General features: G+C 60.4%; 18 protein-coding genes. 6 read left to right on the top strand and 12 right to left on the bottom strand.

Going from position 1 to position 17,990, the window contains the following annotated elements; all coding sequences use genetic code 11:
• Positions 1 to 121 precede the first annotated feature (121 nt).
• The 3 genes from LQK83_RS05130 (at position 122) to LQK83_RS05120 (ending at position 2,022) form a co-directional block, all read left to right on the top strand.
• The gene (locus LQK83_RS05130) at positions 122 to 733 is read left to right on the top strand and encodes a glutathione S-transferase (RefSeq protein WP_230836156.1); all 612 of its coding nucleotides are present in this window, start codon (positions 122 to 124) and stop codon (positions 731 to 733) included.
• Positions 734 to 742: 9 nt separating this feature from the next.
• On the top strand, positions 743 to 1,372 hold the full coding sequence (locus LQK83_RS05125; RefSeq protein WP_230836155.1) for a uracil-DNA glycosylase family protein: 630 nt from the start codon (positions 743 to 745) through the stop codon (positions 1,370 to 1,372).
• 161 nt (positions 1,373 to 1,533) lie between these two features.
• Positions 1,534 to 2,022 (top strand): Lrp/AsnC family transcriptional regulator, encoded by a 489-nt coding sequence (locus tag LQK83_RS05120; RefSeq protein WP_230836154.1) that lies wholly within the window; start codon positions 1,534 to 1,536, stop codon positions 2,020 to 2,022.
• 55 nt (positions 2,023 to 2,077) lie between these two features.
• Here the strand turns inward: LQK83_RS05120 and zigA are convergent, their stop codons facing one another.
• Complete coding sequence (gene zigA / locus LQK83_RS05115) at positions 2,078 to 3,277, bottom strand: zinc metallochaperone GTPase ZigA (protein WP_230836153.1); 1,200 nt, start codon at positions 3,275 to 3,277, stop codon at positions 2,078 to 2,080.
• 232 nt (positions 3,278 to 3,509) lie between these two features.
• On the opposite strand from zigA, the gene LQK83_RS05110 reads away from it, so the two are divergent.
• Positions 3,510 to 5,333 carry a hypothetical protein gene (locus LQK83_RS05110; RefSeq protein WP_230836152.1) on the top strand — a complete coding sequence of 608 codons (1,824 nt, stop codon included), beginning with the start codon at positions 3,510 to 3,512 and terminating at the stop codon, positions 5,331 to 5,333.
• Positions 5,334 to 5,359: 26 nt separating this feature from the next.
• Here the strand turns inward: LQK83_RS05110 and LQK83_RS05105 are convergent, their stop codons facing one another.
• From LQK83_RS05105 to LQK83_RS21820, 5 genes are all read right to left on the bottom strand, one after another.
• Positions 5,360 to 5,749 carry a hypothetical protein gene (locus tag LQK83_RS05105; RefSeq protein WP_230836151.1) on the bottom strand — a complete coding sequence of 130 codons (390 nt, stop codon included), beginning with the start codon at positions 5,747 to 5,749 and terminating at the stop codon, positions 5,360 to 5,362.
• Entirely contained in the window at positions 5,746 to 6,615 is an 870-nt protein-coding gene (locus LQK83_RS05100) for an NAD(P)-dependent oxidoreductase (protein ID WP_230836150.1), read from the bottom strand. The genes LQK83_RS05105 and LQK83_RS05100 overlap by 4 nt, the downstream gene beginning before the upstream one ends.
• 65 nt (positions 6,616 to 6,680) lie before the next feature.
• Entirely contained in the window at positions 6,681 to 7,499 is an 819-nt protein-coding gene (locus LQK83_RS05095; RefSeq protein WP_230836149.1) for a sugar phosphate isomerase/epimerase family protein, read from the bottom strand.
• Between the two features lie 109 nt (positions 7,500 to 7,608).
• A complete protein-coding gene (locus tag LQK83_RS05090; protein ID WP_230836148.1) occupies positions 7,609 to 9,243 on the bottom strand; it encodes a hypothetical protein in 1,635 nt (544 codons plus the stop codon).
• A gap of 36 nt (positions 9,244 to 9,279) precedes the next feature.
• Positions 9,280 to 9,477, bottom strand: coding sequence for a hypothetical protein (locus tag LQK83_RS21820; RefSeq protein WP_442966702.1), 198 nt, complete (start codon positions 9,475 to 9,477; stop codon positions 9,280 to 9,282).
• A 192-nt stretch (positions 9,478 to 9,669) separates the two neighbouring features.
• Here LQK83_RS21820 and ybaL point away from each other — a divergent pair, with 192 nt between their 5' ends.
• A complete protein-coding gene (gene ybaL / locus LQK83_RS05080; RefSeq protein WP_230836147.1) occupies positions 9,670 to 11,448 on the top strand; it encodes a YbaL family putative K(+) efflux transporter in 1,779 nt (592 codons plus the stop codon).
• 7 nt (positions 11,449 to 11,455) lie between these two features.
• On the opposite strand, the gene LQK83_RS05075 is transcribed toward ybaL, so the two are convergent.
• The 5 genes from LQK83_RS05075 to LQK83_RS05055 form a co-directional block, all read right to left on the bottom strand.
• Positions 11,456 to 12,289, bottom strand: coding sequence for a class I SAM-dependent DNA methyltransferase (locus LQK83_RS05075; RefSeq protein WP_230836146.1), 834 nt, complete (start codon positions 12,287 to 12,289; stop codon positions 11,456 to 11,458).
• A gap of 50 nt (positions 12,290 to 12,339) precedes the next feature.
• Positions 12,340 to 12,606: an usg protein gene (locus LQK83_RS05070; protein ID WP_109857835.1), complete on the bottom strand. Its 267-nt coding sequence runs from the start codon at positions 12,604 to 12,606 to the stop codon at positions 12,340 to 12,342.
• A 149-nt stretch (positions 12,607 to 12,755) separates the two neighbouring features.
• Positions 12,756 to 13,586: an ABC transporter permease gene (locus tag LQK83_RS05065; RefSeq protein ID WP_230836145.1), complete on the bottom strand. Its 831-nt coding sequence runs from the start codon at positions 13,584 to 13,586 to the stop codon at positions 12,756 to 12,758.
• A complete protein-coding gene (locus tag LQK83_RS05060) occupies positions 13,583 to 14,365 on the bottom strand; it encodes an ABC transporter permease (RefSeq protein WP_230836144.1) in 783 nt (260 codons plus the stop codon). The genes LQK83_RS05065 and LQK83_RS05060 overlap by 4 nt, the downstream gene beginning before the upstream one ends.
• A 111-nt stretch (positions 14,366 to 14,476) precedes the next feature.
• Positions 14,477 to 15,247, bottom strand: coding sequence for a lysine/arginine/ornithine ABC transporter substrate-binding protein (locus LQK83_RS05055; protein ID WP_230836143.1), 771 nt, complete (start codon positions 15,245 to 15,247; stop codon positions 14,477 to 14,479).
• Positions 15,248 to 15,619: 372 nt separating this feature from the next.
• Here LQK83_RS05055 and LQK83_RS05050 point away from each other — a divergent pair, with 372 nt between their 5' ends.
• Positions 15,620 to 17,698 (top strand): OmpA family protein, encoded by a 2,079-nt coding sequence (locus tag LQK83_RS05050; protein ID WP_230836142.1) that lies wholly within the window; start codon positions 15,620 to 15,622, stop codon positions 17,696 to 17,698.
• 12 nt (positions 17,699 to 17,710) lie between these two features.
• Here LQK83_RS05050 and LQK83_RS21600 read toward each other — a convergent pair whose 3' ends face one another.
• Complete coding sequence (locus LQK83_RS21600) at positions 17,711 to 17,842, bottom strand: hypothetical protein (protein WP_269065230.1); 132 nt, start codon at positions 17,840 to 17,842, stop codon at positions 17,711 to 17,713.
• Between the last annotated feature and the right edge of the window lie 148 nt (positions 17,843 to 17,990).

The following is a 17,990-nucleotide window of genomic DNA, read 5'->3' as shown; positions in this document are numbered from 1 at the left end:
TTGCTTCTGGAAAGGATTCATTTGCCATCTTTGACCATGCGCGAGCGCCGCCCGACTGGCGCCGTATTCCACGAGATGGCAGTATCCGCATTCGTTTTTACCACAGGAGGAGAAGGTTCCCGTGAGACTGTTTGATGGAGGCAAGGCGCCCAATCCGCGCAGGGTGAGGATGTTTCTGGCCGAGAAGGGCGTCAAGGTGGAGCTTGTGCCGGTGGACATGGGTGCGTTGGGTCACAAGTCGGCGGATATCACCGCGCGCAACCCGTTTCAGCGCCTGCCGGTCCTGGAACTCGATGACGGCTCCAACCTGTCGGAGTCCATCGCCATCTGCCGTTATTTCGAGGAGCTTTATCCCGATCCGCCGCTCTTCGGGCGTGATGCCCGCGAAAAGGCCTTCGTGGAAATGTGGAACCGCCGCGTCGAACTCGGTTACCTCATGTCCGTGGCCGCCGCCTTCCGCCATATCCATCCCGCCATGAAGGACTGGGAAGTGCCGCAGCTGCCCGAATGGGGCGAGATCAACAAGCCGAAGGCGATTGACTTCCTGCGGCTGATGGATCGGGAACTGGAAAGCCGCCCCTTCGTTTCGGGTGAAAACTTTACAGTGGCCGACATCACCATGTTCATTGCCTTCCAGTTCATGAAGCCTGCCCGCATCCAGTGCCCGCCGGAGCTCGGCAACGTCCTGCGCTGGTATGACAGTGTGGCGCAGCGGCCTTCGGCGGACGCATGAGGTCCGTCCTTGAGTGAATGCGAAGTCCAGCGCCTTCTTGACGCCATTGCCGGTTGCCGGATCTGTCGCGACGCGCCGCTTCGTGGCGAGGCCCACCGGCTTCCCCATGAACCGCGGCCGGTCGCGGTTCTGTCTGCAAAGGCCAAGATCCTGATCGCCGGCCAGGCGCCGGGGTTGCGCGTTCATGAGACCGGCATCACCTTCAACGATGCATCCGGCAATCGCCTGCGCGACTGGCTCGGCGTGACGCGTGAGGAGTTCTACGACACCGACCGGTTTTCCATCGTGCCGATGGGCTTCTGCTTCCCGGGCTACGACGTCAATGGCGGCGACCTGCCGCCGCGCAAGGAATGTGCGCCGCACTGGCGCTCCGCCGTCATGGCCGTCATGCCACAGATCGAGCTCATCCTGGCCGTGGGACATCATGCGCAGAGCTGGCATCTTGGCGCGCATGTCAGGGAGAACATGACCGAGACGGTGCGCCACTGGCGCGATTATCTCGAGCCGGACTCCGGCATTACGATCCTGCCATTGCCGCATCCCAGCTGGCGCAACACCGGCTGGATCAAGCGGAACCCCTGGTTCGAGAAAGAACTGTTGCCTGTCCTGAAAGAGCTTGTGCGCCGCAAGATAGGCTGAAACAATCGGTCCATCCATTGCCGGATTCGCTTGTGAGCGGCCTTCCGGCGCCAAAGCGTATCGCGACCGGGCTGTCTGCCGAAGCGTCGCGCGCACCATAATCCTTTCTTTAGCCGATGGTGCTAGTCTGGAAGGATTACGCATGTTGAAAGGAAAGACCATTGGATCGTCTGGATCGCAAAATCCTTCGCCTGTTGCAGGAGGATTCCACGCTTGCCGTTGCAGATATTGCAAAGAAGGTGGGGCTTTCGACGACGCCATGCTGGCGGCGTATCCAGAAGATGGAGGAAGACGGCGTCATCAAGCGCCAGGTTGCCGTTCTTGACCCGGTCAAGGTCAATGCCAAAGTCAATGTCTTCGTGTCGATCCGGACCAACGCCCATTCCATCGAATGGCTGAAGCGCTTTTCCGAAGTGATTGCCGAATTTCCTGAAGTGGTCGAATTCTACCGCATGAGCGGCGATGTCGACTATCTGTTGCGCGTCGTTGTGCCGGACATTGCGGCTTATGACGCGTTCTACAAGCGGATGATCGCCAAGATCGAAATCCGCGATGTCTCTTCAGCCTTCGCGATGGAGCAGATCAAGTACACGACCGAACTGCCGCTCGACTACATGTCGCTGGAGTCCTCGAAGTCCAACGAGGACTGAACCCGAACGAGAAGACGCGGAAGCCTTGCTCCGCGTCATTCAGGCTGATCCGCAATCAGCGCGCATACCAGTCCGCAAAGGGATCGGGCAGCTTTTTCCAGCGCTCCGGCTGATAGGATGTGTCGGGGACAAGGCAGGCGTCGAGCATCTCTGTGATCTCCTCCTCGTCCATCGGGTCGGTGCCGATGAACACAATTTCCTGTCGACGGTCACCCCAGACCGGGTCCATATAGGGCGCCATGCGCTCTTCGAAGCGGCTGTCGCGCGGCCATTGATCCTTGGGTACGGCAGACCACCAGAGCCCCATCTTGCCGGTACGCACCAACGCACCCGCCTGGCTCAGCTCTCCGACATAATGGGGTTTTGTCGCCAGCCAGAAAAACCCTTTCGCGCGCACCACGCCCGGCCATGACCGGTCGAGAAAGGCCATGAACTTGTCCGGATGGAAGGGCCGACGGGCTCGGTAAACAAAGGAGCGTACGCCATATTCTTCGGTCTCCGGAATATGGTCCTTGAAGCCATGCATCTCCTTGAACCAGAGCGGGTTCTGCTCGGCCCGCGCCAGATCGAAGAGGCCGGTTCCCATGATCTCGCCCAGATCGACCTTTGCGAAATCGGTCTCGATGATCCGCGCATCGGCATTGAGCGAGCGGATGATGGCCCGCGCGGCCGCACGTTCGTCCGGACTCGCCGTCCCCACCTTGTTGAGGATGATGACATCGGCGAACTCTATCTGCTCGACCAGCAGGCCAACAAGGGTCCGGTCGTCGCCTTCGCCGGCCGTCTCGCCCCGGTCGGCGAGAAAATCGGCAGAGCCGTAATCCTTCAGAAGATTTGCGGCATCAACCACGGTCACCATCGTGTCGAGCTGCGCCACATCGGCAAGACTTACGCCATTTTCGTCGCGGAATTCGAAGGTCGTGGCGACCGGAAGCGGTTCCGAGATGCCGGAGGATTCGATCAGCAGATAGTCGAAACGACCCTGTTCCGCGAGCGAGCGAACCTCGCGCAAAAGGTCGTCGCGCAGCGTGCAGCAAATACAGCCATTGCTCATCTCGACCAGCTGTTCGTCGGTGCGTGAGAGGTTCGCCCCGCCATCGCGGACCAGCGCGGCGTCGATATTCACCTCACTCATGTCGTTGACAATGACCGCGACCTTGCGGCCCTCGCGATTGTTGAGAATATGATTGAGCAGGGTCGTCTTCCCGGCACCGAGAAAGCCGGAGAGAACAGTGACGGGCAGCTTGTCGTGCATGAGAACCTCAATGGTGGCTGGCTTAGTAATGTTATAATATTACATACAGTCATTATGGGAGCGGCGCAAGCCTGCTTATTTCGGGTTGTAACCCGATGTTAAGGCTTATGCGGCACTTTGCGTCGGAATGTTTCAGGTCAAACGATCTCGCTCCAAGGCGAGGCCGGCTCAGGGCAGGCCGCTCCGCCGATTTTAAACGCGCCTGATGATCAGAATCCCGGAACACATGGACTTGAACGCTGACGTGATTGAAAAATCGGCTTCCGAAGCGATCGTTTCGAAGCGTGCGGTAATCTGGAAGACATTCGCTGTTGTCGCAACGCTGATGCTACTTTCGATTGCTTTTGATGCTATCGATGGCGTGCCGTATCTGCAGGATGTCGATGACCTTCTCAGAGCGGTCCAGATCCGGCAATGGTTTGACGGCAAGGGCTTCTACGATTTGGCGATAAACGGCGTCGCCATGCCAGAGACCTACATTTCGCCGTGGTCGCGGATTGTCGATCTTCCTTATTTCCTCATAGCGCTGGTGATGGAGCGGTTAATGTTGCCTGCCGACGCTCTGAAGGCTGCCTATACGATCTGGCCGCCGGTAATGGCCGTCGGCTTCGCTGGCTCTTCCAGCTATGTCATGGCGCGCTTGTTACCCGATGGCGCGCGCGCCAGATTCTTCGCCCTGCTGGCAGCAGTCCTTTTGATGACCTATGCGGTCCTGGAGTTCGCGCCGCTGCGCATCGACCATCACAACATGCAGCTCCTGGCATTGTCCGCGATGTTGGCCGGAGTGTCAGTCTGGTCGTTTGGTGGTGGCGCGCTTGCTGGCGTGGCCGTCGCCGTATCCCTAAGGATCGGGCTTGAAACTCTGCCGCTGATTGCGGCCTTCTGGGCGGCGCTCGGCCTTCTTTGGATTGCCAGGGCGCCGGGCTCGGTTCCGGTTTTCAGAGCCTATTCTCTTATCGTCGCACTGTCTTCACCGTTGCTCACGCTTGCTCTTGCGGGGCCGTCCGTCTTGCTGAATGTCGAGAGCGACATATTCTCCTTGCCGTATAATGTCGCCGTTTTCGGCTTCGGCATCGTCTCGTTCGCGATGACATACCTATGCCGCGAGAACCGGGGGCCGTTCATTCGCCTGACTGGACTCACTGTCTCCGGTTTGCTTGTCCTATCCGGCGTTATCTATCTGTGGCCATCCTTGCTGGCCGGGCCCTATTCGATGATCGACCCGCTGTCGCGCGAAATGTGGCTGGAGCATGTGACGCAGGAACACAGCATTCTCTATGCCGTCAGGAATGGAGACATGACGATCCTGATGATGATCGTCGAGCAGACCTGCATCGTGATTTTTTCGGCCCTTTATTCAATCCGGCTAGCCCGATCCGGCCGGCCGTTCGCTCTCGTCGTGTTCGCAGTGGGATTGTGCAGTTTTCTGGCCGATTTCTACGCCTTGCGTTTCATACGCTTTCCGGCCGCCACGCTTGCTCTGTTCGTGCCTGCGCTCATCGCCGAGTTCAGCGCCGGCTCCGTCAGCCGGCAGAAGCTCTATATGGGGGTGTTTGCCGCTGGTTTTGCAGTTTTTTCAGCGGCCTATGTCTCCGTTTCACATCTTATGCCGACCAATGTAGAACCGGATCAATATGCTCCAGTCGATTTTCTGATCTATGACAAGTGTCCGGTCAGCGACTACCGGCTGTTACCGGGGCTGCCACCCGGGCGCTACATGACGTCTTCCCGTATCGGGCTGGCGGCGCTCGAGGAGGATGCGCGTTCGATTCAAGTATCGAATATCAGCTATCACCGGGCTGCCCCCGGCATCAGGAAGATGCTTGAGGCATTCTACGGCAGCGATGCTGAGGCCAGAAAGAAGGCGCTTGCTCCTTTTGATTACATCGCATTCTGCGCTTACGTAGAGGAGACCCGCAAATTGTTCACGCCGCCGCCGGGCACTCTTTTCGAGGCAATGGCTGATGGCAAGCCTTGGCCGGGCTTGGAGCCCATTCCCGTCAAAGGTGCTACGCGCTTGCATGTCTATCGGCTCGATCACGCGTCGTTGCGTTAGAAAATAGCACAAAGGGAGCCGGTTCGTCAGTCTTTTCCCGGGCGAAACACGAGACGCAGCGATTTCCAGGCCGGATAGTCCTGGCGATATTGCGTCGCGTTGTCGATCCGCGCACATCGGCTCGCCGCTACCAGAACCGCAGCAACCGTGGCCGAGCGTTTGAGATCGCCGCCCGGCGGATCGCTCAGTTGCGGCGGTCCGTCGAGATTGCCATCCGGGCGAAAGTTCAACAGCAGAGAAACCGCGGGGTAGGGCGGCGCATAGTCCCTGGGAGCCTCGAAGCAACGCGCCATCGCTGCGCTGACCTCACGGGTCAGCCGGTCCGCCAGATCAATGCCGGACGCCGCGGCGTCCGCCGCGCAAGCCATCAAGGCGACGCCCAGCAGGCCGGACCGCAGCGCAGGGTGCCGGGTCATTTTTCCAGCCGCGCCAGCAGCGAGGACGTGTCCCAGCGATGACCACCCATGGCTTGAACATCGCCGTAGAACTGATCGACCAGCGCGGTGATGGGCAGCTTTGCGCCGTTGCGGCGCGCCTCGGACAGGACGATCCCAAGGTCCTTGCGCATCCAGTCGATGGCGAAGCCGAAATCGTAGCGGCCTTCGTTCATCGTCTTGAAGCGGTTCTCCATCTGCCAGGAGCCGGCGGCACCCTTGGAGATGACCTCGATGACCTTTTCGATGTCGAGGCCGGCGCGCTTGCCGAAATGGATGCCCTCTGCAAGCCCCTGAACGACACCTGCAATGCAGATCTGGTTGATCATCTTCGTGAGCTGCCCGGCGCCGGCAGGCCCCATCAGCCCGACCATCCGCGCATAGGCCGAAATCACCGGCTTCGCCTTTTCGAATGTCGCCTCGTCGCCGCCGCACATGACGGTGAGCACGCCATTCTCCGCGCCAGCCTGGCCGCCGGACACCGGAGCGTCGATGAAGCCCAGCCCCTTGTCGAGGCAGGCCGCTTCCAGCTCGCGCGCGACTTCTGCCGATGCGGTCGTGTTGTCGATGAGGGTCGCGCCGGCATTCATGCGCGAAACACAGCCGTTCTCGCCCAATGTCACCGAGCGGAGATCATCGTCATTGCCGACGCAGGTAAAGACGAAATCGGCATCGCGGGCGGCATCTGCCGGCGTGCGAAATGCCGCACCTCCAAACTCGGCCGCCCATTTCTCCGCCTTGGCGAAAGTGCGATTATAGACGGACACGTCGTGCCCGCCCCTGACCTTGAGATGGCCGGCCATGGGATAGCCCATGACACCGAGACCGATGAAAGCGACTTTGGCCATGCGATGCGACTCCGATGCTCAATTTGTGTGAGCACCGTTGTAGAGCATCGCAGGCCGAAATCAAATTACTGAGCAAGCCCTTGCTGCTGGAGCCAGGCCAGCGACGCTTCGATGCGCGACACGTCGCGCAGTTCCAGCATCAGGTGCGGCTGGACGTCGAGCGCTGCGAGCGCGCCGAAGACGGCATGCCAGTGGATCGAACCCTTGCCGATCTCCCAGTGCCGGTCGGCATAGCCATCGGCATCCTGAAGGTGAACATGGCGAAGCATCCCGCCAGCCGCGTGAACATAGTAATCGACCGGCGGCGCGCCCGTCGAACCGTGCGCATAGTGCGCATGTCCGGTATCGATGGAGACCTTCACGGCGTGAGAATTGAAGCTCTCGGCAAGGCGCACACGCGCATGAGGATCCTTGTCTTCGATATTCTCAAGCACCAGCGTCACGCCGAGCTCTTCGGCTCGACGCACCGCCGCGCCGAGCGTTTCGTGCGTCAGCGCGACGACCCTGTCAAAGGCATTGGGATAGTTCGGCAGATTGTTGAAGTCCCAGGTGGTGAAGGGGCTGTGAACCACCATGTAGCATGCGCCGAGCTCCGCACAGGCGTTCAGCCCCTGATCCATGCGCCGGGCTACAAGCGTACGGACGTCCGGGTCCATCGATGCGATTGTGAAGCCCCAGAACGGGCCGTGAATGCCGATCCGCCCCTTGAAGTCGCCGAGTGCGTCCAGAGCCTGCCTGCAAACGGGCATCCAGTCTCCGTTCAGGATCTCGACTTTGGTGAAGTCCTGTATCTCGATGTCGCGATCCTTGTCCTTCAGGAAAGCAAGATGGTTTTGAATATCGGCGATCATCATCGCTGCGCCGATGACGGGAAGTCCAGACATGGGGGGTCTCTGTCGGTTGGTTGCAGGTGGCCGCACCATGGTCGACAAATGTATCGGGAAGATAACAGAACGGCCGGCAGCAGTGCCCGTTCAAGCGTCTGCATCGGTTTCAGCCCGCAGCCACCACCATACCGTCTTTGTCGTCGTCGAGATGCCACGACTCCGGCCCCAGGCTCTTGGAGATATCTTTCCAGAGTAACCTCAGCCTGCGGACATGCAGGTCGTCGCTGATCCAGTTTGCCAGATGTTCCATGGCCTTTGTGTTGATGTCAGCGCTGGCGCCCAGCTTGCTTCGCGCCCAGAGCGAGAATTCTTCGACCGAGCCGGATTTCATCTTGCCGTCGTCGCCAGTAATCAGGGGAGCCAGCTTTGAAATTGTTGCGGCGCCCGTCATCGAGGATGTCGTGGCCAGAAGAATGGCGGCGGCGATCTCGTCAAACTGTTCCGGTGCGTCCTTGCTGCGGATGGCGCGTTCGAGGTCGAAGATCGTTCTGATATTGATTTCCCGGAAAAGCAGGAACTTCTCGATCCCGATAATGTGGCAGAGTTGCGCCTGCGCGATCCAGTCAAAGACCTGATAGAACCCGTAGGGCGTCTCGATGTAAAGCATGATCGGGTTGTAGGTCGCCAGATTCTGGACGTCGAAAATGCCGGCCTGCTCAAGCCGGATACGCGTCCAGAAGTCGATGCCGTCGATGACGTCGAGCGGAACGGAGCGTGTGATTGCGTTAAACCGGTTATCCTCGCTCTTGATCCAGTTCATGAAGGAGCCGGCGCGGATGAAGAGATAGCGTGACGCGCTTTCGGGAAAAAGGCCGAAAAGAGGAGCCATGGCGATCCACGCCCATGAGAGCGTATCCTTTGTATTCTCGTTGCCACCGGTGTTCGTGCTGCCGCAGGTCGTGCTCGCGATTTTCCCTGCGAGAAAATCGCAGCCCTCTCCCAACATATTGCCGGGGTGAGGAAAGGCCCGGAACAGCAACGCCACGAAAACGACCGACGCGAATATCTCCACCGCCTGCTTGAGGAAGGAATAGCCGGTCAGGTCGAACACCGACATGCGCCGCAGGAATTCCCGCATGGCGGACACATATCCACCGATAAACGCCAGCGCCATGACCGTGCGCATTTGCTCCTCGAGCGCGGAAGCCCTGTTCGGAGCCAGGCCCGTGCCTCCGGTGAAGAAAACGCGAATGCAACGCCCCCAATGACACGAAGGCGGGATGCTGCCGGATAGACAGCTCAGGGCAAATAGAAAGCCCAGAAACGCCAGAATTCCGAAGCCGGTCGCCATGATCATCAGGCGCCGATTGGTTTTGAGCTTCAGGAACTTGGGTCGGCTGAAAAGCAAGATGGCGATTTTCTCGCCAGTTTCATCGAGTGTGCCGTCGCCGGTGCGAGATGCTGCATTCGATTTGCCTTTGGCGAGGTGAGCGAATTCTACGTCGTCAATGTCTGAAACATATTTCGACCTGACGAATTCGAAGCTCGGATTATTTCCGAGATTGGTTCTGGTCGCGCGCGACGCACCTGGTTCGCTGCTGGAAAAGGACGCCTCGTAATCCATTAGAAGCCGTAGCCGGCGGAACCGGAGTTCATGCAAGGCATAGACAATGAGGTAAGGCACCCCAAACGCCAGAAGAATCGCCGCGAATGCAACTGTCCCGTTCTGCGACACGAGCTCAAAGACAGACATGATAGCCCCCCGGATATCTAACACGGAGGCTAATGCCAAAATTTGCAATTTTCAAGTTTTATATGTTATTTTTTGCAACTTAAGCTACGTGTTGCTGAAATCCGTTGTTCTGGCGGCGTGGCCGTCCCCGCCACGCCTGACCTGCACCAGCACAAGCCCGCCGTCCTGACGGCTCTCCAGCGTCACGCCGCCGTCCTCCAGAGCCTTGCGCAGCAGGGTCGGCGTCGAGCGGTGGACGGCGTGGGCATCGGCTTCGTAATCCCTGACGGTGCCACGCGACACAGCGGCACGCTCTGCCAGATCTGCCTGCGTCCAATCGAGAAATGCCCGCGCGGCACGGCACATTTCCGGTGTTAGGACCGCGTGTTTTTCGTCATCATGCATGTGGTTGAACTATGTCCAAGAAATACCCATATCTATCGATATAGACCAAAATTATCATTTTTCCAGCCGCCCGCCAAGATGGAGACGCTCATGCCGCACGCCACGCCCCTTATTTCAACCTTGGTCGGGGGCTTCGTGCTGGCGTTTATTCTCGGAGCGATTGCGCATCGCTTCCGTCTTCCGCCGCTGGTGGGCTACCTCGTCGCCGGCATTCTGGTCGGCCCCTATACGCCCGGCTTCGTGGCGGATCAGAACCTTGCGCCAGAGCTTGCCGAAATCGGCGTCATTCTCCTCATGTTCGGCGTCGGTTTGCACTTTTCACTGAAGGATCTCTTGTCCGTGCGGGTCATTGCCGTGCCGGGAGCGATTGTGCAGATCGGCTTCGCCACGCTTCTCGGCTGGGGCATGGGTTATCTCATGGGCTGGCCGACAGGCGGCAGCCTTGTCTTCGGTCTCGCGCTCTCGGTGGCCTCCACGGTTGTTCTCCTCAAGGCGCTGCAGGAGCGGCGCATGGTGGAGACCGCAAAGGGACGCATTGCGGTGGGCTGGCTGATTGTCGAGGACCTGGCGATGGTTCTGGCGCTCGTTCTCATTCCGGCTGTGGCCTCTGTGGGCAGTGGCGAACGTTTGTCCGATCCGCTGGCCGTGGCGCTGGTCGAAATGAGCGGCATGGATATCGGCATTGGCGGGTTAATAGGGCTGACGCTGCTCAAGGTGGCGCTCTTCGTGGCGGTCATGTTGGTGTTCGGACGCAAGGTCATTCCGGCGATTCTCCATCGCATTGCACATACCGGCTCGCGCGAACTGTTCCGCCTTGGCGTCCTGGCCATCGCGCTCGGCGTCGCCTTCGGGGCGTCCCAGCTCTTCGGTGTGTCGCTGGCGTTGGGCGCCTTCTTTGCCGGCATGGTTCTGTCCGAAAGCGAGCTGTCGCACAGTGCCGCGCGCGAAAGCCTGCCGCTGCGCGACGCGTTCTCTGTGCTCTTCTTCGTCTCGGTCGGCATGCTGTTCGATCCGACAATCCTGCTGCGCGAGCCACTGGCGATCCTCGCCACCGTCTTCATCATCGTCATCGGCAAGTCGGCTGCAGCCTTCCTGATCGTGGTCCTGTTCCGAAAGGGTATCTCGACGGCGCTAACCATTTCGGCGAGCCTTGCGCAGATCGGCGAGTTTTCCTTCATTCTGGCCGAACTCGGCGTCGGGCTGAAACTGCTGCCGGAGGAGGGGCGCGACTTCATTCTCGCGGGCGCGATCATCTCGATCGTCCTCAACCCGCTGATGTTCTACCTGACCGAACGCCTGCGCCCGCGCTTTGAGGATGTCGCGGCCCGGCGCGCCGCGCGCAAAACGCCCCAGACCGAGACCGCAGCCCCCGCGGAACCGGTCGAGCAGGCGACCGAAGAGGAGGATACCCGAGCGCCCGTCCAGCACGACGGACACTGCGTCCTGGTCGGCTATGGGCGTGTGGGCCGGATCGTGGCGGCCAACCTCAAGACGGCGAAGATTCCCTTCGTCGTCATCGAGGAGTCTGACACGCTGGTCAGCGACCTGCATGCGGAAGGCATTGACGCGATTGCAGGCCATGCCGCCTCGGCCGGCCTTCTATCGCTTGCCAATATCGCGCGTGCCCGAAGCCTCGTCGTGGCCATCCCCGATGCGTTTGAGGCGGGCTATATCGTGGAAAGCGCCAAGAAGATGAACGGCCGTCTGCTCGTCATTGCCCGCGCCCATTCCGATGCCGAGGTCGAGCATCTGACCAACCTGGGAGCCGACACGGTGATCATGGGCGAGCGCGAGGTCGCCAACGGCATGCTGAAGCGTCTCGACCAGATCCTTCACTCTGAGATGGCAGAGCCCGGACCGGTGGTGTGAGACGGGCTCACTCGCCCTTCAACCGTGCCACCACAAGATGTCCGGGCGAAGGCTCGCCATTTTCCATGCGGACATTGATATCCGTCATCGACACAAGCTCGAAGCCGGTCGCCGAAAGGCGCTCCGTCACATAGCCTTGCGAATGGACAAAGCGCTGGCTCGCGCCGACCTTGTAGCCGAGCGGGCCGACCTCTGCTTCCGGACGGGTCTCCGAGGAAAAGACGAAAAGTCCGCCATCTTCCAGATTTTCAGCGACGCCGAAGAACAGGGGCTCCAGCGCACCGATATAGGGCAGCACATCGGCAGCCGTTACGAGAGCAAACGGACCATCCTCGTTGTCGTCGAGATAGTCGACGCCTTCGGCCACATAAAGCGTTTCGTAGAGATCCTTTTCATGGGCGATTTCGACCATGTTTTCGGAGAGGTCCAGACCGACGATCTCGCCATTGACCATATCGCGCATCGCGCCGCCGGTGAGGCCGGTGCCGCAGCCAAGGTCAAGCATGCTGTCGAATGGACCAAGCCCCAGTTCCTGCAGCTTCTGCCGGATCATCATCGGCACGCAATAGCCGAGCTGGTCGACAAGAATGTCCTCGAAGGCTTCCGCATGCTGATCGAACAGCGTCTCGACATAGGCATCGGGCGCCTTGATCGGCGTCTCGCCGCGACCGATTGCCGCCAGACGCACGGCTGCGCCGCCATGGTCTTCCGGGTCCAGCGCCAGAACCTGCGCGTAAGCCTTTTCGGCTGCGTCCAGGTCGCCGGCTTTCTCGAGCGCGAGTGCGCGGTTATAGGCCTCTGCGAGGGCCTCTTCGTCGATTTTTGCAGGTGCTTTTGCCATGAGGCGCTTTTAGGGCCTGCCTCACGTTCCCGCAACCTGAATTTCACCGATCAGTTGATGATGAACTCGCCGGAGAGTGCCCTCCATTCGGTGGCCGAGATCAGCTTGCGATGGACGTAACGGACGGAGTGCAGCGGTCCGTCCAGTTTTTCCCGCCAGAACTTCAGGAAGTTCTTCATTTCCGGAAAGTCCGGAGCCAGATCGTAATGCTGCCAGAGATAGCTCTGCAGCACGCTCGGGTGGTCGGGCATCCGGTAGAGGATCTCGGCCGTCGTCAGTCCATAGCCTTTCAGTTGCAGTTTCATTTCTTCGTTCATGACAACCCCATGTCTTTGATGACGAAATGATGACGCATCCAGTCTGCGCCTGGATGGTTGACCGCCCCTTAACTGCTTGCTCCCTGTCAAGGTTTTATCGTTATAATTCATGAGGCTAGCAGCCTCATGAAGAGATTGCTGCCAAGGCTTTACCGTTTCAGATGCCGCGTCAGCCGGGCTTCCAGCACGTTCCAGAGGTTGCGCAGAATCTCGACGATGACGAGATAGAAAATCGCCGCCCACAGATAGGTCTGGTAATCGAAGGTTCGCGAAAAGGCATATTTCGTCTCGCCCATCAGATCGTAGACGGTCACGATGGCCACGATGGCGGACGCCTTCACCATGAGGATGATCTCGTTGCCATAGGGACGCAGCGCCACGATGAGCGCCTGCGGCATGATGATCTTCCAGAACGAGATGCGAGTATTGATGCCCAGCGAGGCGGCTGCCTCGCGCTGGCCGCGCGGCACGCTCTCGATCGCTCCGCGCAGGATTTCCGCCTGATAGGCCGCGGTGTTGAGCGCGAAGGAGAAAAAGGCGCAGTTCCACGCATCGCGGAAGAAGGACCACAGACCCACGGCTTCCAGTTGCGGCCTGAAGCTTCCAAGCCCGTAATAGATCAGGAACACCTGTGCCAGCAGCGGTGTGCCCCGGAAAAGATACACATAGACATAGGCGATGCCGGACAGGACCCGGTTCGTCGACATGCGGGCAAAGGCGAGGGGAAACGATAGAACGGCGCCCGCGACGATCGAGGCGGCGACGAGCCCAAGCGTCACCTGCAGGCCGCTGATATAGCGCGGCCCGTATTTGGCGAATTTATCCCAGTCCCAGCCGAAATACATCATCAGGGCAATGCCGCCGAACAGCAGGATCCAGAGGGCCATGAAGAGCATTCCGGCAATCCGCGCTCCACTCAGCGGCTTGGCTGCAGCTGGCGGAGCGGGCAGGGGCGGAAGAAGCGTGGTGATATGACTCATCGCGCGGCCTCCGAACGGCGCGCCCAAATTTCGATGCGCGAGAAGAAGAACGACGAGATGATGGCCAACAAAAGGAAGAGCAGACAGGCAATCCCGAAAAACAAGAACGGTTCCTTTGTCGATTTCGCTGCGACCCCGGTCTCGCGCAGGATATCGCTGAGCCCGATGACCGAAACGAGCGCTGTGTCCTTGAGCAGTGACATCCAGAGATTTCCGAGGCCGGGAAGGGCAATGCGGACCAGCTGCGGGATGATGACGAGCACCATCGTCTTGGCCGGGCGGATGCCCAGCGCCGCGCCTGCCTCATATTGTCCGCGCGGGATGGCCTGAAAGGCAGACAGCAGCACTTCAGAACAATAGGCGGAGAAGACGACGCTGAGCGCGATCATGCCCGCGAAGAAGGCGTTGATTTCAAAGCGCTCGTTCATGCCGGCCGCCGTCAGTCCCTTCTCTATGAGGATTTGCAGCCCGTAATAGACGATGAAGAGCGTCAGCAGCTCCGGCAGCCCGCGGAAGATGGTTGTGTAGATATTGGCGGCAAGCCGTGCATAGGCGTCGTCCGAGCGCTTCCCCAGCGCCACCAGAAACCCGAGCAGCAATCCGAAGGGCAGGGTCAGAAGCGCAAGGCTTGCCGTCACATAGACACCGGAGGCGAGCTTGTCTCCCCATCCGGTATCGCCGCAGGAAAGAATTCCCTTGCCAGCGAAAAGTGTGAAGACGCCCACCGGGCCGCAGAATGGATCAATGACATTTAGGATCGCCGACACCATGTCGCTCATCCGGACTTTCCCCTGCCGCTGCCGTGCAGCGATCTTGTTATCTTTAGGATACTCAAGCAAAACGGGCGGAAGGACAAGCCTCCCGCCCGCTGAATTTCAGATCGTCAACGATCACTGGCCGTATACGTCGAAGTCGAAATACTGGTCCGCAATCTTCTTGTAGGTTCCGTCAGCGCGGATCGCGGCAATCGCCTTGTTCAGCTTTTCACGCAGCGCATCGTCGCCCTTACGCACGGCAATACCCATGCCTTCGCCGATGATCTGCTTGTCATTGGGCAGCCGTTCCAGGATCTTGCAGCAATCTCCGTCCTTGCCCTTGACCCATTCGCCCAGAACGACGGCGTCATCGATGACGGCATCAAGACGGCCCGACGACATGTCGAGCTTGTATTCTTCCGATGTCGGGTAGAGCTTCAGCTGAGCGTCGGGCATATGCTTTTCGGCATAGTTGGCGAATGTCGTCGAGGTCTGTGCGCCGAGCGTCTTGCCCTTCAGATCGGCAGCGCTCTTGATCGGGCTGTTTTTCGGAACGGCCACGGCCGGTGGCGTGTTGAAGATCCTGTCGGAGAAATCGACCAGCTTCTTGCGCTCGTCGGTGATCGACAGCGAGGACATGATCATATCGAATTTCTTGGCCTGGAGCGCGGGGATGATACCGTCGAAGTCCTGGCTGACAAAGGTGCACTCGACCTTCATCTGGGCGCAGATCGCCCGGCCGAGATCCATTTCGAAGCCAAGGAACTTGCCGCTGGCATCCTGATATTCGAAGGGCGGGTAGGTGGAGTCCGTGCCGATGACGAGCTTGTCGGCGGCCTGCGATGCGCCGGCGAAAAGCGTCAGCGCCAGTGCTGCAGCGGTTGCGATTTTGCGGGAAAATGCCATGGTCATCCTCTCTGTTGGTTGGCGTCTTTTGTTATCTCTTTGGACGCCGGATATCTGCGAGGCCGGAATATCGGGCCTGTCGTGCGGCAGCTCTGCCTCGACGAGGGCCCTATCGGTCAGGTGAAAACTTCCTTTCACCTTGCCGGCGATATTCGGACTCTTTCTGAAAAAAATGCAACAGGAATATGCACGCCCGCTGCAAATTGCTCGTGCTTTCTCAGCCGCTTCGCCGACATGGCCCTGCCGAAAGATGAACATTGCGTTCAGCGCCCGTTCATGGCGGCGGCATAGCCTTCACGATCATCTGGAACGAAAACGTCACATTCACGTTCCAGTTTTCGATTGAAATTACCGGCGCCCAAAGGAAAACCGATGAAAGCCAGGAAACACCTTCTCACTCACGTCTTCGTGTCGCTCGCAGCGTTCCCCGTGGCGCTTCCTCCGGCCTACGCGGCAAATTCGCCCGTGTTGGGGGCTTGGTCGCAGCCCAGCGCGCCTGCTGGCGCCGGATTGAACCTTCACGATATGGCGAGCCAGCCGGTTGCCGTCCGGAACGTCGCCCAGGCCGAAGAGCCGAAGCCCGAGCCGCCGCCGGGCGAAGACGGCCAGCCTGAGCGCAAGAAGAAGCCGGAGGCCCCTGGCGAAAAGCCGCTGGCAGAGCCGAAGCCCGAGCCGCCCAAGCCGGAAGCACCGAAACCTGAACCGCCGAAGGCTGAGCCGCCAAAGCCCGAACCCAAGGCTGAAGCGCCGAAGCCCGTAGCGCCAGAGCCGCCAAAGGCAGAGGCCCCCAAGCCTGCCGCGCCGAAGGCAGAGGCACCGGCTCCGGTCGATGAAGCTCCGAAGCCTGAAAAGAAGCGCCCGCCGGAGCCGGACGCGCAAGCCAAGCCTCCAGAGGAAAAGCCCGCCGCTCCGGCTCCCAAGCCTGCAGCCGAGGCCCCTAAACCTGTGCCTGAAGCCAAGCCGGCTGAAAAACCGGCCGCTGAAGCGCCCAAGCCTGCTGAGCCCAAGCCTTTAGAAAACCCGGCCGAGAAGCCTGCGGCCGAGGCTCCCAAGCCGCCTGCCGAGCCGAAACCCGCTGCGCCGAAGCCTGACGCGCAGAAGGCTCCAGCACAGGCAGCACCCGACGCCAAGCCGGCACAGAAGCTGGCACCGGCTGCGGAGACGCCCGCTCAGCCGGGCGACGCGGCGAAGCCTCAGCCTGCTGGCGAAGCCCCTGCACCTGCTGCCACGACCAGACAGGCCCCGGCTGCCGCACCGGCAGGCCAGCAGGCGCCTGCGCCTGACAGTGCCAAGCAGGCTCCCGTGCTCGACAGCGCGAAGCCCGCGCCGACCGTCGCGCCCGCCGCCCAACCGAATGCCGTCCAGCCGCCGGCTCCTGGCAGCGCACCGGCGATCGCTCCGCCACCACCGCCGCCGGCTCCCGGTAGTGCGCCGACGGCCCCGCCGCCGCCGCCGCCGAAGTCTGACGCCGATGCTCAGGCTCCGCTCGGCAAGGCACCGCCGCCGCCCCCGCCGCCGCTTGCGCCCAACTCGGCCGGGTGGGATCGTGGTCAGCGCATGCAGGCCCCACCGCGTTACGATGCGCCGTCCGATGCGCGGCTGGAGGGCCGGGTCGATGGTCGCGATGTTCTCAACATTCTCGGCCAGATGATCGTACGCGGCGGCGACAGCGATCGCTTCAGCCGTGGGGCCGAGGACACCTATTATGACCAGCTGCCCGGCGGCCGGACGCGCGAAACGATCGAGCGCCCCAATGGTGTGATGATCGTGACGATCCGGAACCGTTATGGCGACGTCATCCAGCGTTCGCGCATCGGTCGCGATGGCCGTGAGACGGTGCTGTTCTACGATCCCGATCTGCAGCAGCGGCCCGACCGCGAACGGGTCTTCCGCGATCCGTCGCTCGACCTGCCGCCCATGCAGCTCGACATCCCGGTCGATGAATACATCATCGACACGTCGAATGCCCGCAACCCGGACTACTACGACTTCCTGCGCGAGCCGCCGGTGGAACGGGTCGAACGTGTCTATTCGCTGGATGAGGTCCGCTACTCGGCCCGTATCCGCGACAAAATGCGGCGCATCGACCTCGACACGATCCACTTTGCCACCGGCAGCGCGGATGTATCGATGAACGAAGCAGCTTCCATGAAGCGGATCGCCGATGCGATGAAGAAGATCATCGACAAGAACCCGGGCGAAACCTTCCTCATCGAAGGTCACACCGATGCTGTCGGCGCGGATCAGGCGAATCTCGTTCTCTCCGACCGCCGCGCGGAATCGGTCGCGATCGCCCTGTCCGAGCTTTACAACATCCCGCCGGAAAACCTGGTGACCCAGGGCTATGGCGAGCGGTTCCTCAAGGTTCAGACCAGCGGTCCGTCTGCCGAAAACCGCCGCGTGACGATCCGGCGCATCACGCCGCTCGTCCGCCCGGTTGCCAACCGGTAAAGCAAACCTCTCTCAATCGACATCGATCCCCGGCAGCTGCCCGCTGCCGGGGTTTTTCATGCGTTGCACATAGCGCAGATGAAATGCGCCGGCGGGCGACCTGCCATTGTCTGATTGAAAGTAATCTCCCGGTTTTGTTTCCATGTCAGCGCGCCTCGGGTTGCGTCTGCACCGATGTCTTCCTCGGCCGGAAGTTTGCCCGCCCTCATGCTGATATGCGCGTGAAAGAGCGCGTCTCGACGCATCCCGGATATTGCACCCGAGCGGCTGCCGTTCCCGCGCATGCCCAGGG

It is taken from the genome of Rhizobium sp. C1 (assembly GCF_021026335.1).
Taxonomy (GTDB): domain Bacteria; phylum Pseudomonadota; class Alphaproteobacteria; order Rhizobiales; family Rhizobiaceae; genus Ensifer_A.
The sequence above is the reverse complement of the archived record's forward strand: the minus strand, read 5'-3'. Positions and strand labels throughout refer to the sequence as shown.

Coding starts and splice junctions, on each gene's coding strand:
- LQK83_RS05050 (WP_230836142.1), top strand. CDS start 15,620: ATGAAAGCCAGGAAACACCTTCTCACTCACGTCTTCGTGTCGCTCGCA.
- LQK83_RS05095 (WP_230836149.1), bottom strand. CDS start 7,499: ATGTCTGGACTTCCCGTCATCGGCGCAGCGATGATGATCGCCGATATT.
- ybaL (WP_230836147.1), top strand. CDS start 9,670: ATGCCGCACGCCACGCCCCTTATTTCAACCTTGGTCGGGGGCTTCGTG.
- LQK83_RS05070 (WP_109857835.1), bottom strand. CDS start 12,606: ATGAACGAAGAAATGAAACTGCAACTGAAAGGCTATGGACTGACGACG.
- LQK83_RS05065 (WP_230836145.1), bottom strand. CDS start 13,586: ATGAGTCATATCACCACGCTTCTTCCGCCCCTGCCCGCTCCGCCAGCT.
- LQK83_RS05105 (WP_230836151.1), bottom strand. CDS start 5,749: ATGACCCGGCACCCTGCGCTGCGGTCCGGCCTGCTGGGCGTCGCCTTG.
- LQK83_RS05060 (WP_230836144.1), bottom strand. CDS start 14,365: ATGAGCGACATGGTGTCGGCGATCCTAAATGTCATTGATCCATTCTGC.
- LQK83_RS21600 (WP_269065230.1), bottom strand. CDS start 17,842: ATGGAAACAAAACCGGGAGATTACTTTCAATCAGACAATGGCAGGTCG.
- LQK83_RS05075 (WP_230836146.1), bottom strand. CDS start 12,289: ATGGCAAAAGCACCTGCAAAAATCGACGAAGAGGCCCTCGCAGAGGCC.
- LQK83_RS05055 (WP_230836143.1), bottom strand. CDS start 15,247: ATGGCATTTTCCCGCAAAATCGCAACCGCTGCAGCACTGGCGCTGACG.
- zigA (WP_230836153.1), bottom strand. CDS start 3,277: ATGCACGACAAGCTGCCCGTCACTGTTCTCTCCGGCTTTCTCGGTGCC.
- LQK83_RS05100 (WP_230836150.1), bottom strand. CDS start 6,615: ATGGCCAAAGTCGCTTTCATCGGTCTCGGTGTCATGGGCTATCCCATG.